Origin of the sequence: Pantoea sp. GL120224-02 (genome assembly GCF_900215395.1) — a bacterium.
In the GTDB taxonomy this organism is placed as follows: Bacteria; Pseudomonadota; Gammaproteobacteria; order Enterobacterales; family Enterobacteriaceae; genus Pantoea; species Pantoea communis.
Genome location: NZ_OBEC01000007.1, coordinates 215,107 through 231,782 on the forward strand (window position 1 = coordinate 215,107; position 16,676 = coordinate 231,782).

Consider the following 16,676-nt stretch of genomic DNA (forward strand, 5'->3'; position numbering starts at 1 on the left):
CTTTAGTAAGTTCTTATTCAAACATTATATTTTTATGAACTTTATAATTAAAATAATTATGGTTTCTTTGAAATCACATGCAACTGAAAATTGCATTAATAACTCAAGTAAAATATTTTAATCAAACACCCCTCACCTTTAGATATTAGAATGCAGCCCTAAAAGGATTGATTGAATTATGGATATACAGGAATACTTCTCAAGAATAAAATCTGAGTCTCAATTGGTTTTCGAAAACTCTATAATTCAAAAACAGAAGCTAGGTAAACTTCACCATTTATCGTCATGCATACATGATTTCTCAAGTCTTATTCATGATAAGCATGAAAAAAAAATTCTTGAAACAGTAAGCGCACAGCTTGAATCTTCTAATTTTAGCTTAGCGATAGGACTTTATCGGCAGGCTTTTTCATCCCTTAGGCTAGCACTGGAAATGGGATTAGGAGCCATATATTTTTCAACAAGTAAACTTGAAATGCATGAGTGGCTTGACGGAAGAATGGATATCAAATGGTCAATACTTATAGATGAGGAGAATGGTGTTTTATCTAAGCGATTTGTTAAAACCTTCTTCTTAGAAATGTTAGATATCGCTGAAGGGTTTAGAACGCGAGCTAAGAGTGCCTATAGGAAATTATCTGAATATGTTCATGGAAACAATGAAACCTGGTCAGAGGGCAGTATTAAAATAAAATATAATGAAGAAGTTTTCCTGAAATACTGTGAGCTTTACGAGATTGTCACTGAGACAATATTATTTACTTCAATGTGCAGATATGCCAAAGATTTTGATGATTCTGAGCGAGAATCCATACAGTTTTTAAATGAAGAATTTAGCCATATCCAACAAATCAGAGATTATTTCGGTAGATCATAGGGAAATATAATGAGTGAATTTTATCTACGTACTGAGAGTATCAAGCAAACAGATATTATGTCCTTATCGGTGGTGAATTCTGCTGACAGAGGAATTTTGGATGCTTTAAAATCCAATGAACCCTGCCTCCTAGAGGGATCGAGGGGAACTGGTAAATCTTTTCTTATGAGGGTAGCCGAATTAGAGCTTGAAGATGGGAATAAAGCATGTGTAACAGTTTTCGTTCCATTCAACAAAAGCTCATTAATCACTACTGATGATAGCCTCCAATTTTATCATTGGATGATGGCAAAAACGTTGAAATACTTACTCAATAAACTGAGAAAACTAGGTTTAGTTGTTTCAGGATTGACTGCAAATCTTTTAAGTAATGATAATAATGATTCTGAAGAAAGAGTGGAGTTAAGCCTTAAAAATATTGTCCGTCTTTTCGAAGATTCTTATAAAGATAATAAATCTGTTGACATATCCTCTTTACCTGATATTGAAGAAGTAAAAGAGGCGATACAAACTATATGTGAAGAAAATGAGTTGGACAGGATCGTTTTCTTTTTTGATGAAGCGGCTCATGTTTTTAGGCCGGAGCAACAGAGACAGTTTTTTAGTTTATTCAAAGATCTGCGTTCACCATATATTACCTGCAATGCAGCCATTTATCCCGGAGTGACTCACTTTGGAGATTCATTTGAGCTTATACACGATTGTATATATAAAAAATTAGAGCGAAGCATTTCAGATCCAGACTACCTTGATTATTTTAAAGATATCGTTTGCAAACAATCAGATGATTCATTGAAAGATGAGATTGAATCACAAAGAGATCTGTTTAACACGTTGGCCCTCTCGTCGGGTGGAAATCCGAGAATGTTACTGAGGACATTACAAGATTTACCCAAAATTAATACTAAGGGTGTGAACGGCATAATAAAATCTTTTTATCGCACTCAAATATGGTCTGAACATACTGATTTAGGTGAGAAATATAAAGGTCATCGAGAGGTAATTGACTGGGGGAGAGATTTTCTAGAAAATTCAGTGATCCCTAGAGTTGAAGAGTATAATAAAACCCGAAGAGAAAAGGGAACGGAAGAATCTACTATCTACTTTTGGATCCATAAAGATGCTCCGGAATCTGTGAAGGAGGCTTTAAGACTACTAACATATACAGGGATAATTCGAAAAATTGATAGTTCCTATAGAGCAACTAGATCTGAGCTAGGTAGCAGATATGAGATTAAGTATGGTTGTATGCTTTCATTAGAGAGCACACCTCACTCAGACTCAAAAGACTTTTATAAAAATCTTGCTATTAAAAAGTTTCCTGAATTTGGTAAAAATCATCCTACATACGCTGGGAGTGAAAAATTACTAAAAAAAGATGAACAGCAATATGAAGAGTCGTTGAGGTCGCTATTACAAAAGTCAATTGATGTGCTAGTTGCATTGACTGATTGGCAAAAAGAAAAATTAAAATCAGTAGGTATCAATACTATCGAGGAGCTACATAATAATTCCGAGGATAGTTTAATAGAAAAAATATATGGTGTAGGTCCTGCAAGAGCACGCTCTATGAAAAACACAGCTACAGCTGAGCTTCTTGAGTACATTTCTGGATAAATATAAATTGAAAGGGACTATGCTGGGTAGTGTAGTCCCTAGTTGATTAAACACCTAACTACATATCGTGTGAATTAACGCATTTTTTTCGATTTAGTTATAGCTGCTTGAATAACTTCATAAATACTCTTGGAAGCATACTTCCAACAAATAGATCTTCTCTACGCTTATGGGAACTAGATTTTAATTTTTTAAGTATAAAATTGAGCTCCACTGCAATCTTCACTGCCTCCATTCTAAAAGCTATAAACGTGCATGAAGTTGTTATATTTAAATTTAATGATTAGCATGGTTAATGCTTTCCCCCCTTTATAAATAATTAATATTTATTTTCATCGAAAAAAAATCAACCAAGAATAAAATCAAATAAATATCAATAAGTTAATCATTTCATAAATAAATTTGACTTAATTACTAACATTAAATAAATGAATATTTTATATAGGTTTTATTTTTATTTTTCCTTGATATTTTGAGATTTTTCTTAATAATTTAAAGATTATCCACATCAATAGTGATGTGTTATCTCATGATGGAAAACAGCAATGGCGGAACAGAAATTTGTAAGTGAGCTATTTCTAGAGAATAACCAGTTCATTCTGGTTGGCTTAACCGGAAGAACTGGATCAGGCTGCACTACAACTGCAAACATTCTAGAAAGTAAAGACATATCATTTCCCGACTTAAATAGCTTAAGTGATTTCTACAGCGGTTTAGATATGAGACGTTATGCTATAGTCAAAAAATTCGCTGAAGCTAATTGGGAAAACTTTTACTCAATAAAAGTTAGCGATCTTATATCAATATATCTATTACTATTACCATCAACAAAAATAAGTGATTTCATTCAATTTTGTGGTTCCAATGTCACTAAAAGAGCAAGTGACCATTTGGTTAAAAATGGTGCCTTAGCAAAAAGCTTATTAAAAACTAAGCACACTGGTATCATAAGACAACTATTGGACCATCAGTCAGAAATAAATTTCAACGATCAAAAAACCAAGCGAACCTTTATAAGAATACTACAGCTAGTTAGGAAGTTCACTAGAGATCTCAAGTCAGAATTAAATACCCTAGAGTCAGGACTATATGTTTCGGTATATCAATCTGCCGGTAAATCGATTAGAAGAATTGGAAAGATTGATGCAGATTATGAAAGTAAGGATTTTCTACCAAGCTCTGTATTTCACTTGCCGGAAACCATAAACAGAGTCATCAAATGTATCAGAAAGTTCAAAAACGAGCGAGCCTACATAGTTATCGATGCTATAAGAAATCCATATGAAGCCAAATTCTTTAAAGATCGTTATGCAGCATTCCATTTAGTTTCGATTAATGCCCCTGATGAGCACAGGACAAAGTATCTCCAAAAACTCCATAAATTTTCATCCGAACAAATCGCGAAAATTGATGATGAAGAGTCGGGAAAAGGAGAGAGTGAATACAAGCACCTAACTAATCCAAATGTTAAAAAATGCATAGAGATATCAGACATTCATTTATTTAATCCTAAGAATGAATATGATAACGATAATGTTTTGAAGGCGCAGATAGCTTGGTACATTGCTTTAATGCAACACCCAGGGTTAATTTCTCCGACTTCAATGGAAAGGGTCATGCAAGTAGCCTACACTGTAAAATTAAACTCAGGATGCATTTCAAGACAAGTTGGTGCGGTAGTGACTGATAATGATAACTCCATTAAATCAGTCGGCTGGAACGATGTAGCTAAAGGTCAAATTCCGTGTGCTATGAGATCGATTGACGGATTAATGAATGACTTCCATTCGGAAACATATAGCCATTACGAAAGAAACAATCAACGTTTTAGAGTTAAGGCTAAGGAATTTTATGAAACATTCAAACCAGTAATTCAAGAATCAAACTCTTTTAAAGGAAGGAATATTTCCTATTGTTTTAAAGATATACATAATAGTATTGATAACAACAGTAACCAAGTTCATACTAGAGCGTTACATGCAGAAGAGAATGCATTTTTGCAACTAGCTAAATATGGTGGTACTGGTATTGTTGGTGGAAAGCTTTATACGACAGCAAGCCCGTGTGAGTTATGTGCAAAAAAAGCTTATCAACTTGGTATTTCCCAAGTTATTTTTATCGACCCTTATCCAGGGATTACACAAGATCATATAATAAATATTGGCACAATGCCGCCTGAACTAATTCAATTTAGAGGTGCAATTGGCAAGGCATATCACCGCCTTTACGAGCAAGTTATCCCAATAAAAGATGAGTTAGATTATTTATTAAAGTAAGGGAATAATATTAGATTGCAATGTATGAATGATACCTTCGTTGGTTAGATTTTTATAATTTGATATTTTATTCAACCTGTAAGATAACCCTCACCATAAGCATGCATTTTTTTCATAAGCGCTGTCACATTTATGTGCCAGCGTCGTTAAAGTAATCAATGGCACTAATAAATTCTCAACTATAACTCGAGGCGGAAGAATTCTATCTCCGCCCTTTATTCACTTGGCCGTTCTATGTAGTTCGGTTCGCCATTTTTACACGCAGCTCTGACTTCCCGAGCATTTTGCGCACATCTGACTGTGAAAGGTTGTAACCAACCAGTAATGAGCATTTGCTTTCCACGGATAAGCTTCTGGGGAGTTATCCAGACCGCGTCGCACGCTGTAGAGCAAGACTAATACATAAAGCATGTGTTCATCTGGCAAACCTGCATGTCTACTCTCTCCATTTAGTACTAAACAATCAAATGACCGAATTAAATTAGATATTTATCGCTCCCACCTTTTCCCAAGAATATCTATCAAGTGAAATTTTTCCGAAACTTCATCTTCAGAATCTTTTAGTACGTTGGTAACCAATGCAGTAAAAAGCTTAAGGTGGCGAGAAATATAAAAATCCTCACTATCAATTTAATAATCTACATTTATTAATTTTTTCATTCTGGCATGATGAAATTTTCATAGTGACGCTCCAGATGATGACTATGGCATTGACCAACAAAAGTTCCATCAGGGAAGAAACTAACATTTTCAAAATAGCTATTCTCATAGCTCTCATAATGTTCTATACCTGAATACCTTAACAAAGACTCATCATTACCTTGCAAAAGACTTTCAATGGATCGCATTAATGAATATTCCACGCCTGCTACCACTAACATATTCTTACCTATTTTCTCCCATCTCAAAATAACACAACACTTACCACAAATATATGTAACTCTTAATGACTTCCTTGTGAGGTTTATAAGTGATTTTAAATCACCATTTTCATTGTTATAAAGTATTTTCGCTATATCAAAGTAACTTAACAAAGCAAACCAAGCTGAATAGTTTTTCCTTTTAACCCATAAGCTATCTAAATTTAATTCTTTAAATTCGTTTCCACTTGGAGGGTCTACATAACTAATTGATGAATTGATGGGTTGGCTGAACCCTCGTAATGCAGAATGAGAAGCATATCCTTTACCTACTCTCGTCACACTGTTTACCAAAGGTATAACTTGCTTTGTTAATGCCTCTTTAAGCTTTCTTTTAACAAATGAAGTTTCGTGTGTTTGTAAAGTCGAGGATGCTTTTGACTCAATGATAGCTCTGTTATTAGTGTGATCTTCAAAAAGAAAATCAGCAACCTTTGATTTTTTATTACCATTTAAGGAAGTGAAATGAGCATTATATTTTTTTATATAAGGATCAGAGGCCAAATGGCCAACAAATCTGTAGCCTAAATGATGTGCTAGCATTATTGTTAAACCTTGTCCTAATCGCCCTGTATAGCTTGTAAGGCTTACATCATTTAAAACACTATTAATATTGTCAATCAATCTAATGTTATCATTGGCCGATATTTTAAGCAGAGAATTACCCGACAGTAAAAAACCTAGACATGGGGACATAAAATTATTAATAATTAAATAATCTGTTTTTACTACAGCGTGAGCTAAATTCCACAGCGAAAAGGACATTTCCCCACGAAAATTAGCATATGAAGTCCATTGTGGGTTATCAGGTAATTTTTGCATCATTACATTTGACTGATGCCACTCATACAAGTCTATTTTTATAACCTTAGAACTCTTCTTAAATGTACGAACAAACTCCCACATAATCCTGAGCATGATAAACCCTTTCAAATTAACGTAAAATGAAATAGTCAGTATATATTTTAAAAATTACACCCCATTGCTACTAATTGCTTAATACACCTGTTTTTCTTAAATGAAACGCCTCAATCAAAAAATATCACCTTACTCTTTCACCACATTGAGATCCGCTGTGCAAATATTTAATCCGCTGCGCACGTATAAATTACTTCTGCTCCGTACTCAACAATTTAAGGTGTCTCTCAAGCAAACTTGCCGCTGGTTGATACTCTGGTTCATTCGTAACCTCTCGCCCAGGAAACGCGTAGGCTTCAATCATCGAACAGTATTAGGCTTCCCCGCCAGAGGTTTGATTATCGCAATTTCAGAAGATGGAAGTAATGCCGCTCTCGAGGAAGGCGGCTAACTTTGAGTATTTTACTGCTTCATCTTGCCGTGATTTCTTCAGAGTAAGGTTCATAAATATAGCAAAAAAAATTTATAAATTACGAGAATTATCTTCAATTATTTCAATTCCCTAATGATATTAAAAATCACATGAATTATTTCATTCACCCTCAATTTTTTCAACAACAAATCCATCCTGCCTGAAAAACTTAAGAACTCTGTCAATATTAACTATCCCCCATTGATTCGATATTACAACAAGCTCACCGGATGCAAGTTGTATAGCGTCATTCATATGGTAACGATTTTTCCTGCCATCACTTACCGAATCGACTAGGGCAATCGTCCTATTCTTTATAACGCCTTCAAGCTTGCTTTTAATGTCGTCAAGGCTAGCTGGGTTTTCTTTTTTTATCCAATCAGTAAAAATTTCCAAAGCTAACTTTCTTTTATTCAATTCAAGCCCTTTATATTTATAGCTTGAATAGTCCTTTTCCGTTTTGCTTAGACTTGCAATTTGCTCTGTTCTTTTCTCTCTGAACCTTACTTGATATTCATTTAGTTCAGGTACGGGTATGATCTGTTCAGCATTAATTAAAACATCCCCTTTGAAGTTATAAGGAGTAATTTTAACACAACTGATATCAACGCCTTTATCCCTTAACCAAATTGCTGTAGTTGTGAGTTCTTTGCTAAATCCTGCAGATGCCAGAATAATTCTAACATCCTTTCCGAACTCAACAAGCTCAGTGTCCTGAAGTTCGACAAAATCTAGGATCCCCTCCCTGGCATCAATTTCTAATCCATTTTTTGAGAGGTAGTCCTGATAATATTCACATGCTTTTGAAAAGCTCATTGTTGAAATCATCGCGGCGTACCGCAGTGCCTGAAGCTCCATATGAGCCCCGAACTCATCTCGTTTCAATTCGATGACTATGAGATTTGCTTGCTTATCAATAGCAAGAATGTCTATTCTGCGGCGGCTATCCTCCCAATCAGAAAACTCTTCAGCAATGACGAGACAGTCGGGAGCCAAAATGGCAATATTATTCTTAATTGCTTCCTGTAAATCATATCGTTCTTGTAGCCCTTCGATAGTGAACGTTGTTCTATCTAACGGCGTTAAAGTCTTGTTTGATATATTATAGAGAGCCACATAAACTCCTTTTTATGTAATAGTGACTGCGCAGTGATCATATAGCGGTTATTTGAAGTGAATATACATTCCTTTCTGACAGTAATTCAATTGAAAAATTAATATTTCAAAGTTTAGAGATTTGCATGCTCAAGCTTAGTGCCGGGTACCTTTAGCCTTTAACATCGCTTTCATCCTCATGATATGTTCAAGAGCCGTATCAGTACTGACTGGCACATACAGCTTTTCAACCAGAGGGCGAGGCGGATGAATACATTCGCCTACCTTTATCCGTTTGGCCATCTTACTCAACTCACTACGGCATTTTCCACGCAGCTCTGACTCGCTGAGACATTTGGCGCGCATCTGGCTGTACAAGCTTGTGACCATCCAGTAATGGGTGTTTTCCTGCCATGGATAAGCCTCAGGGGAGCTATACAGACCACGACGTGCGCTGTAGCGCATCACCATGTCATACAGCGCATTCTCATCCGGCAAACCAGCAGCACCACTTTCACCGTCTTTGCACCAGCGGATAAACTGCCCGGGAGATGGCCAGAACGGTGAGCCGCTCGCTCGCGCACGTCTCATCCCTGCCGATAGCTGCTGCTTTGAGGTGATACCGTTTTCGACAAATGCAGCTATCCACTGGCGCTTTGCTGCGGCTTCATCACGAGGGTCTTTCAGCGTGGTGCTGATCGACGCCGGAAAGACCAGCTTCAGACTGCGGAAGAGTATGTCCACCAGCTGCTCGACGGACGAATCTACACAACGGTTGTCCTTCGGCCCAAAGGTGCCTGCCAGACCGGGGACTTCGACTTGCTGCTGCGCGTCGAAAACAGCTTCGCGATTTGTCATAAGAAATTATTCTCCCACTCGCTGAGATCGTTCCAGTGTGGCTGACTTGCTCCGCCTGGCGGTAGCTGACCCCGCCACGCAGCTTGTTTGTTCTGGTAGCTGAGCTTCTGGCTGGCCGTGATAAACCAATTTTTGGGTTTTGCATGTGAAAACTCGATATCGAGTTTCTGTAGCTCGTAAACCAGGTCCACGTTTGTGTAGAGCTTTTGCCACGATGCGAAGTCTGCGTGGTTGAGCTTCACGATGTTGCCTTCGAATGCATATCGCGATCGGGGTATGAATTCCGCATTCGTTGCGTGAGCAACGGGTGTTATGTTTTTAGGTTCTTTGACTGGTTCAAAAGAGTGACTGGTTATGGGGGCAGCTCCTGCCCCACCCCCTCGGTCAGCTCCTGCCCCACCCCCGGTCAGCTCCTGACCCACCCCGGGCAGCTCCTGCCCTACCCCCCGGTCAGCTCCTGACCCACCCCGGTCAGATTCTGCCCCACTAATTTTAATCAAGCCCTCGCTTGAATTAGTTTCCCTAGAAACGACCTCCACCGGTTTATTCAGGGTGATGTGAAACAGATTCGACTGGTTTAGCACACCATTTTTACGAAACTCCCGGCGCACGAGCCCCATGTTCTCCAGCTCTTTGATATGGCTTTTAACTGTTGATCGGCCAATCTCGCACTGATCAGCGATGTGTTGATACGAAGGCCAGCATTCACCTTTGTCATTCGCGTTGTCTGCAAGCTTGATCAACACCAGCTTTCGGATGGGGTTTCCCACTTTGATGCTCATCGCTTGAGCCATGAGTGTCATGCTCATAAAAGCTCCGTTATAAAATGGTGGTCAAAGAATCTGGTCGTCAGGAACTGCGGGATCACTCGGCGCTTTACTGGTTCGGTCCAATTCATACTCGGCGAACTGAATAGCTACATGCAGCAGCCATCGGTACTGTTCCAGCGGTATTTTCATCTCCCCTGGCAATACAAAGTCATGGATCCCGCTGGCAGCGAGGGTTTCCATGATTTCCGGGTACTTTTCAGTGCGGCGCAGGATCGTTGAATCTGCCACCCCTAAACGTTTAGCAACCTCGGTCTGTCGAGTGTTTAGTAATGCTTTGTGAGCTGTTGATAACAGCCGCTGGCTAATGTTGTTCATATCTGCACATTTGCGCGATTTTGCGTTATGCATTCCTTAGTCTCCTGCTGCTCTGAGGTTGGGATTAATCGCCTGTAAGAATGAAGAGTATTAATGCACTTCTTGCGGGTATGAGTCTGATCTTTAATGCTTTGTTCCCTGATTGTTGAGTGAATGGAAGTACCCGTTAATAACCAGCTGATTTCGCAGTTGAGGGCTAAGGCGATTTCAAAAAGAAATCTTGGCTTTTTGGTAAGTCCAGATTCAATTTGATGAATTGATTGCTGCTTGATACCTACCAGGTCAGCAAGTTCTCTTTGGGACATCTTTAGTTTTTTACGCTTATCTTTGATTCGCTCAGCAATACTTTCCACATTACCTCCACAGTTTTGCCTGTAAAATAATACAGCCTTGGCTGTTTGTAAAATACAGTTTTACTTGTGAGAATGTGATACAAGGAGAATTGTGTATGAATCTTTCAAATAGAATCAAAAAGCGTCGATTAGATTTACATCTAAGTCAGACTGAAGCAGCAAACCGCGCCGGTATTAAGCAGCAATCTTGGGCCAGCTTAGAGAGTGGTACTACTAAATTTCCCCGCAACCTGCATGGTATTGCCAAGGCTTTAGAATGTAGTGCTGAATGGTTATTGAATGGAGGAATTTTTGCTGAAGAGAAGGCCATTACAACATCTGTCATTCCTGTTTTAGATGGATTTGACAAGCTAACCGCTGATTATAAAGAAAAAATTCAAAACCCTGATTCCGAAAATGAATTCATTCTGTCAGAGAGAACAGATACAAAAAGTTTGGTGGCTTTCAGGATCACTGATGAATCGATGGAGCCCGCATTCTTTAAGGGCGACATAGTTATCATTGATACATCGACTAAGCCTGCTCCAGGCGAATTCATCGTAGCTTCGGATTTTGATAAGGCTTTTTTATTCCGAAAATTCCGTGAGTTAGATAACATATCTCCTCACAACGCAGGTTTTTCTCTCATTCCAATGAACAGCGACTTTCCAGTTGTAACTGTTATTGATCAGATGATTAAGATAATTGGCACGATGGTTGAACAAAGAATCTATCGTAAAAGACGTTAAAATTCATAATGTTACCTAGAATCACAACCTCCTCCTGCAGCACATGAACTATAGCCCCTCAATAAATACAGTTTAAACTGTTGACAACTTACAGTCTAATTTGTATTTTCTTTCTAACGATGTGCGTACCTGTCACCTGTTATCTTTCCCTTGGACGACGGGTGCTTCGCTAAACCCTAATTATTTGCCAGCTCTTTAAAAACGAGCAGGAAGCTCTATGGCAGGTGCCGAGAACGCACCGAACCTCAGGTTACTGAGTGCATTGTTGCGACTGTGCAGCCAGTAACTTAGCGGGGGATGTATGGCAAATATCAGCTATGGCAGATCTGTTAAACCTGTGGTGAAGGATAACGCCAGAACACGTCGGCATATGCGTCGCATGGTTGAGGCGATTGTGTGCTGCAAGATTGCAGAGATTCTGGCTGCTGAGCTGGGATGGGAAACACCAGCACGGACTACTGAACTCAGCCGGGCGGATAAGCATTGCAGGCGAAGAGTAAGTGATCGCATCAGTAAGGCTGTGGAGACAGATACGGAGTATCACAAACAGATTCTGGCTGGCGCTGCGAAGTACGTTGAGTACCGCATCAACAGCAAATATCAGAAGGTCTGTAACGAAGCCGGGCGCCAGATTCATGCAGAACAGAAGCCGCGACGCAGAAGCTTACCGCTGAATTAACCTTTTCATTCCAGTCCGGTGTTGTTAAAGGTAGGTGTGCGATAGAAAACATCCCTTTTCACAAAAAATCAATAATGGAAGTAATGCTATAAAAAAGCAAAAAAAACATAAATAGTGAAAAATATAAATAAACTAAATTCGAGATTAAATCATCTTTTATTTTTTTTAATAATGGAATACAATCCATTACCCCCACCTAATTACACTGAGGTTACAATGGAAATCAAAAAGGTCATTGAATGGAAAGAAAGAATAAATGAAATAACTTTTTTCTTTAACGCCCCTGTACTTGGCAGTACAGGTCAAAAAAATATATCAATTTTGATTTTTGTCAGCACATTATGTGCTCTTTACAAACTTGGCCTGATAACTATCGAGAATGCCCAGTTTCATGGAATTACTTTTAATTTATTGAAGTCACCCCTGCTATTGCCTTTACTGTATGTTTGCTTTATTGCATCCCTGCTTATTACATATAACCGAGCACGCTTAGATTACTTAAACTGGAAGCGGCTTGCTGTCGTTAATCATTTGAAAACAAAACAGCTAACCTTAGAAATAACAACGGAAAGTAAAAGAGCTTACGATATTTTCGATGAACGCGCCAAGAATTGTCAAAGCATCACTCAAAAGTATACTTCTGAATATGAAAAACTCTTAATCATAAGACAAGAGATGTATGTAAAAAAATTCGACATAGAAAATAAATTGACATTTAGCATGCTTGATAAAACTATGTTAGAAAAGCAGCGAGAAGACATCTCTAAGTCAATCTCAAAAAATGAGGCTGAATCCGAGAAGGTTGCTCTTAAAATCAAAGAAACTAGCGATACGTTCGACAATGCAACCAGCATTTATTATGAAACCCAACAGAATATAGGACCAAACCTAGATGGCTTAATGTTCTCAGTAAAAAAAGCCAACAAAAAGTTATTTAATTTTTTCTTTCAAGAACTTTCCTTCGCCATTGTCACTTCTTTAGCAGCCATTTATTACTTAGCAATAGCATAAAATGCAGTTATTTGCCCTGTACATGGCGTTCCAAAGACAACTTTAACTCCCTTAAAGATGATCGAAAAAAATAATAGCGTTACACAAGGCGGCAATCAATTCGGAAACCAGAAAACCATTATCAATGCTGCTTACTAGCTTCCTCGCGTTAGTTTAAAAAACAAAGATATTTTCACCTCGCCTGATGTGGTTAAAAGCAGGCATACGCACCGTCCACCGGGGCGGTTTTTTTACGTCTAAATCCGGAGGAACCCATGAATAAAAACACCCCATCAAAAGTTCTGACCCAGAAAGAAATGCAACGTCTCGCGCTTATCCATGTGCAGGCCTATGTGAATGCCTGCCACTGCCAGTCCCGCACTGATGTGCTTCAGGCACTGACTCACTGGCAAGATGTAGGCGCTGAAATGGCGGACTTCATTCGCCACACACGCATCATCATCATCCACTAACCCAGACTGAACACCCTTCACTTATTTCCAGTGCCACCCTGCCTGGCAAGGCAATCACCTGACCCGGAGGTCACCAATGCAAAATCGTGAAGCAGCCCAATGCGCAACTGAGTCCCTGCTCTCAGCCGCGAAGATCATTACCGGTTCGTTCGAAAAACTGGACGCACTTGAGCAGGAAGGCAAAGTCACTGAGGAGGAATCAGACCGTTACCAGTTTCACGTTATGGAATCGCTGGATGACATGTTTGAATCGGTCCTGAAGCCGATTTTTGAGATCCACCCTGACCTGCGTCCGCCATGCCCCTGCTGTGATTCAGCCGAAGAAGAAGAAAACTGAGACAACGTTTTTACCGTTCGCCTGAACCGGCCGCCTGCATAGGCGGCTTTTCTAAAACTTAAGCGGAGGCATAAGACTGATATGGCCAAACCTCAGTCACCCGTTCGAATAAGGCAACGTGCCAGACAAAAACTGACGCAGTGGCATGCCGGTACACTGCGTGCACGAAAAACATACCGCTACCGCTATTTAACGATACCCGTCTCGCCCGGCTGGCGCCTGTTATCTAAAGACAATGGCCACCACTGGGCATTGCTCAGCCACGCTGACTACGACAACCAGATTTAGCTCCCTCCCCATCAGACAGAGGAACATTTCCCATGCTGCATTCACACATCAGGGGCGATGCCGCTTTTGCTCGCCCGTTTTACGCCATTCACTCCAGCGAATCTGCGCCGGAAAACATGCTGACAAGCGCCCGTTTCACCTCTTCGCCTCCGCCAGCATTGCCACCCCAGCCACCGCTGCCGCTGCTGCAGAAAGGGGTGTATTGGGTCACTGAAATCCTTTTGCAGGAGGATAAATCATGATGCCCTATGTCCAGCTGGAGCATCGCCGGCATGAGCTCAGTGCGGAAGAACAGGACATCATCAAAAAAGAGCAGTGGATTGATGATGAAACCGACCGACTGCTTCAGCGTTTTCCAGCGTACCTTTCTGGCTTTCGTCACTGGCGGCAGGACGCTGAAGTCAGGGCGTGCTGTGAACAGGCCGAGGCGGAAGTGGCGTATCGGGATTTCATCTGGAAACTGGCTTACGGACAGGCGCAGCGCAACTACGCGCACGTCCGGGCTGTTGAACGTATCCTCAAGCCCAACCGGTCAGCCGGATGTTACTCCGGATTTAACAAGCCGGGTGTCATCAGCCAGTACGGAGAGGATAACCATGAATAGCGGTTTTTCCGGCAAGAAAAGTTCGCCCTATATGCGTCTGGCCATTATCGCTGCAGAAGCTGAGAGTGCCGGCGCATACGGATTTGCCGCCACCGCATGGGCGGCGGCAGCCGGACTGGCCCGACGTGACACAAATCGCCGGTGGGCGGAGGAACGCTCAGCGCTCTGTAATAACGCGCTGATGCGTGACTGGGGTCGTATTGAAAGTGAAGAGGAGTAATAACATGTTTTGTTTTTTTGACACCCTTTGTAAGCCCCCTGCAGCGGCAGACGGCAACCACCTGATTGCAATCCTGCTCATTACGTCAGGGCTGTGTCTTCAGCTGATCATAACGGTCATCGCCTTTTATCTGGCCCTGAGCGAACGTGATGATGCAGTTTCTCATGACAGAAAATCCTGCGTTTCTGAGGAATAGCCATGGGCAACGTATCTTTATTTCGCTGGCTCAGCACAGCCCGTCAGTACAGTTTTCTTTTTTTTCTTGCTATGACAGTAGGCGCGGGGCTGATAACTGGAATGCTGGGTGTCGCCACACTCGCATCTGTTCTGATTGCCCTGATCAGCCGCTAAACCCGGTGCCCGGTTTTACGCCGGGCACCCTTTCTGACTGCCCCTCTCGCGGGACAGCCTCACTCTGAGAGGTAGATATGCTGAATCTGCACTGCGTGCCAATTTCAATGTATTGCAAACAAACAGGAGAAACGCCCGAAGCGGTGACCAAACGCGTTCTGCGTGGGTTCTGGCTGGAGGGGAAACATGTTCTGAAGGTCAATGGGGCCAAAGAACGCTGGATTGATTTAGAAGAGGTAAACAAATGGGCACGACAAACGTCCGACTGCCACGCGGAGTGACCCTTCGCAAACATCGAAATGATGACACGATCAATATTACGTTCACCTATAAAGGAGTGAAGTGCAGAGAGCCGCTATCTCATCTGGCGGTCAATCCCAAAAACATTAAATACGCGGAGAGATTACTGGGAGAAATTTATAACAACATCGGGCGGGGAGCGTTTAATTATGCCGACTATTTTCCTAAGTCTTCCAAACTGAAAATATTCGGCAAAACGGGTAAAGGCAGCCAGGTCAGACACTACCTCACGGAGTATCTCTCCATCTGCCAGACCCGCAACCTCTCGCCGTCCACCATTCGGGGTTACAGGAAGTGTATGGAGGCCTTGCGGGAGCTGCACGAGATACGCGCTGCAGATCTGACGCCAGCGCTGTTAAAAAACTGGATTAAAAATCAGACCACCGTGCTGAAAACCATCCGGAACCAGCTTTCCTTTCTGCGCTCGGCGATGGATGAGGCAGTGATTGACGGGGTTATACCGGTCAATCCCGTGTCGCTTGTCAAAGCCTCCCGCTACCGCAGCCAGCGATCGGAAGAAAGCCACTATGTGGTTGATCCGCTCTCACCGGATGAAGTGATAATCCTGCTTCGTGCTGCCGGTAACCGGCAATGGGAAAATCTCTTCAGGTTTGCCATTAACACCGGCCTGCGGAGTTCTGAGCTGTGCGCGCTGACGTGGAAGGATATTGATTTCGACAAACGGAAAGCCAGTGTTCAGAACGCGAGCGTCGTCGGGATCATCAAGACCACCAAAACACGCGCAGGTAAGCGAAAGGTCGATCTGAATGATGAAGCCCTGGAGGCGCTAAACCAGCAGAAGCCGTTCACCTCTGAGAAGAAAGCCTTTGTGTTTGAAGATCCCAAAACCGGGCAGCCCTGGGCAGGTGCGGATGCCATCCGCAAGAAGGCCTGGGTGCCGACCGTTAAAAAGGCGGGTATCCGTTACCGCAATCCCTACCAGACCCGGCACACGTTTGCGACGCGTCACATCAGTCAGGGTGCGAACCTGTTCTGGCTGGCTTCACAGATGGGACATAAGGGGCCTGAAATGTTGTTCCGACATTACGGCTCCTACCTGGAAGAGTATGACGGTCACACGGATAAAAGGGTCCTCAGGCTCGTTGAAAAGCCCTCAAAAGGAGCCGCATGAACAGTCGCGTATCCCTTCTTAAAAAAACCTATTTCAAATCAGAAGATTACAGAGGATTCAGCCGTGTTCAACTCCCGCCAGCTCCACCAAAATCCTTTCGCGG

At 41.4% G+C, this 16,676-nt stretch carries 22 protein-coding genes; 15 read left to right on the forward strand and 7 right to left on the reverse strand.

Annotated elements, in window-relative coordinates:
- Positions 1–178 precede the first annotated feature (178 nt).
- The 3 genes from CRO33_RS15220 to CRO33_RS15230 all read left to right on the forward strand — a co-directional run bounded on the left by CRO33_RS15220 (position 179) and on the right by CRO33_RS15230 (position 4,770).
- Positions 179–877, forward strand: coding sequence for a hypothetical protein (locus CRO33_RS15220; protein WP_097118663.1), 699 nt, complete (start codon positions 179–181; stop codon positions 875–877).
- A gap of 9 nt (positions 878–886) precedes the next feature.
- Positions 887–2,494 (forward strand): hypothetical protein, encoded by a 1,608-nt coding sequence (locus CRO33_RS15225; protein ID WP_255253277.1) that lies wholly within the window; start codon positions 887–889, stop codon positions 2,492–2,494.
- A gap of 545 nt (positions 2,495–3,039) precedes the next feature.
- On the forward strand, positions 3,040–4,770 hold the full coding sequence (locus CRO33_RS15230; protein WP_097118664.1) for an anti-phage dCTP deaminase: 1,731 nt from the start codon (positions 3,040–3,042) through the stop codon (positions 4,768–4,770).
- Between the two features lie 255 nt (positions 4,771–5,025).
- On the opposite strand, the gene CRO33_RS24975 is transcribed toward CRO33_RS15230, so the two are convergent.
- From CRO33_RS24975 to CRO33_RS15260, 7 genes are all read right to left on the reverse strand, one after another.
- On the reverse strand, positions 5,026–5,259 hold the full coding sequence (locus tag CRO33_RS24975) for a replication protein P (protein ID WP_369682978.1): 234 nt from the start codon (positions 5,257–5,259) through the stop codon (positions 5,026–5,028).
- A gap of 167 nt (positions 5,260–5,426) precedes the next feature.
- A complete protein-coding gene (locus tag CRO33_RS24420) occupies positions 5,427–6,608 on the reverse strand; it encodes a hypothetical protein (RefSeq protein WP_141399021.1) in 1,182 nt (393 codons plus the stop codon).
- 532 nt (positions 6,609–7,140) lie between these two features.
- Entirely contained in the window at positions 7,141–8,136 is a 996-nt protein-coding gene (locus CRO33_RS15240; RefSeq protein WP_097118666.1) for a hypothetical protein, read from the reverse strand.
- A 135-nt stretch (positions 8,137–8,271) separates the two neighbouring features.
- Entirely contained in the window at positions 8,272–8,973 is a 702-nt protein-coding gene (locus tag CRO33_RS15245; RefSeq protein WP_097118667.1) for a replication protein P, read from the reverse strand.
- On the reverse strand, positions 8,970–9,782 hold the full coding sequence (locus tag CRO33_RS24675; protein ID WP_097118668.1) for a helix-turn-helix domain-containing protein: 813 nt from the start codon (positions 9,780–9,782) through the stop codon (positions 8,970–8,972). The genes CRO33_RS15245 and CRO33_RS24675 overlap by 4 nt, the downstream gene beginning before the upstream one ends.
- Before the next feature lie 24 nt (positions 9,783–9,806).
- Positions 9,807–10,118 (reverse strand): hypothetical protein, encoded by a 312-nt coding sequence (locus CRO33_RS15255; RefSeq protein WP_255253278.1) that lies wholly within the window; start codon positions 10,116–10,118, stop codon positions 9,807–9,809.
- Positions 10,115–10,471: a helix-turn-helix domain-containing protein gene (locus CRO33_RS15260; protein ID WP_097118670.1), complete on the reverse strand. Its 357-nt coding sequence runs from the start codon at positions 10,469–10,471 to the stop codon at positions 10,115–10,117. The genes CRO33_RS15255 and CRO33_RS15260 overlap by 4 nt, the downstream gene beginning before the upstream one ends.
- Positions 10,472–10,566: 95 nt before the next feature.
- Between CRO33_RS15260 and CRO33_RS15265 the strand changes: the two genes are divergently transcribed.
- The 12 genes from CRO33_RS15265 (at position 10,567) to CRO33_RS15315 (ending at position 16,573) form a co-directional block, all read left to right on the forward strand.
- On the forward strand, positions 10,567–11,199 hold the full coding sequence (locus tag CRO33_RS15265) for a S24 family peptidase (protein ID WP_097118671.1): 633 nt from the start codon (positions 10,567–10,569) through the stop codon (positions 11,197–11,199).
- Positions 11,200–11,500: 301 nt separating this feature from the next.
- Positions 11,501–11,878, forward strand: coding sequence for a hypothetical protein (locus CRO33_RS15270; RefSeq protein WP_141399022.1), 378 nt, complete (start codon positions 11,501–11,503; stop codon positions 11,876–11,878).
- A gap of 216 nt (positions 11,879–12,094) precedes the next feature.
- On the forward strand, positions 12,095–12,889 hold the full coding sequence (locus tag CRO33_RS15275; RefSeq protein ID WP_097118673.1) for a hypothetical protein: 795 nt from the start codon (positions 12,095–12,097) through the stop codon (positions 12,887–12,889).
- Positions 12,890–13,143: 254 nt separating this feature from the next.
- Positions 13,144–13,341: a hypothetical protein gene (locus CRO33_RS15280; protein WP_097118674.1), complete on the forward strand. Its 198-nt coding sequence runs from the start codon at positions 13,144–13,146 to the stop codon at positions 13,339–13,341.
- Positions 13,342–13,417: 76 nt separating this feature from the next.
- Complete coding sequence (locus CRO33_RS15285) at positions 13,418–13,678, forward strand: hypothetical protein (RefSeq protein ID WP_097118675.1); 261 nt, start codon at positions 13,418–13,420, stop codon at positions 13,676–13,678.
- An 81-nt stretch (positions 13,679–13,759) separates the two neighbouring features.
- The gene (locus CRO33_RS24425) at positions 13,760–13,966 is read left to right on the forward strand and encodes a ParE family toxin-like protein (protein ID WP_141399023.1); all 207 of its coding nucleotides are present in this window, start codon (positions 13,760–13,762) and stop codon (positions 13,964–13,966) included.
- Between the two features lie 32 nt (positions 13,967–13,998).
- Positions 13,999–14,208 (forward strand): hypothetical protein, encoded by a 210-nt coding sequence (locus CRO33_RS15290; protein ID WP_097118676.1) that lies wholly within the window; start codon positions 13,999–14,001, stop codon positions 14,206–14,208.
- Positions 14,205–14,570, forward strand: a complete 366-nt coding sequence (gene gamL / locus CRO33_RS15295) for a host nuclease inhibitor GamL (protein ID WP_255253279.1) — start codon at positions 14,205–14,207, stop codon at positions 14,568–14,570. Before CRO33_RS15290 ends, gamL begins: the two co-directional genes overlap by 4 nt.
- Positions 14,563–14,790 (forward strand): ANR family transcriptional regulator, encoded by a 228-nt coding sequence (locus CRO33_RS15300; protein WP_097118677.1) that lies wholly within the window; start codon positions 14,563–14,565, stop codon positions 14,788–14,790. The genes gamL and CRO33_RS15300 overlap by 8 nt, the downstream gene beginning before the upstream one ends.
- Positions 14,791–14,988: 198 nt before the next feature.
- Complete coding sequence (locus tag CRO33_RS24620; RefSeq protein WP_176505778.1) at positions 14,989–15,141, forward strand: hypothetical protein; 153 nt, start codon at positions 14,989–14,991, stop codon at positions 15,139–15,141.
- 77 nt (positions 15,142–15,218) lie between these two features.
- Positions 15,219–15,422 carry an excisionase gene (locus CRO33_RS24830; protein WP_097118679.1) on the forward strand — a complete coding sequence of 68 codons (204 nt, stop codon included), beginning with the start codon at positions 15,219–15,221 and terminating at the stop codon, positions 15,420–15,422.
- Positions 15,386–16,573: a site-specific integrase gene (locus CRO33_RS15315; protein WP_097118680.1), complete on the forward strand. Its 1,188-nt coding sequence runs from the start codon at positions 15,386–15,388 to the stop codon at positions 16,571–16,573. Before CRO33_RS24830 ends, CRO33_RS15315 begins: the two co-directional genes overlap by 37 nt.
- The last annotated feature ends 103 nt before the right edge of the window (positions 16,574–16,676 follow it).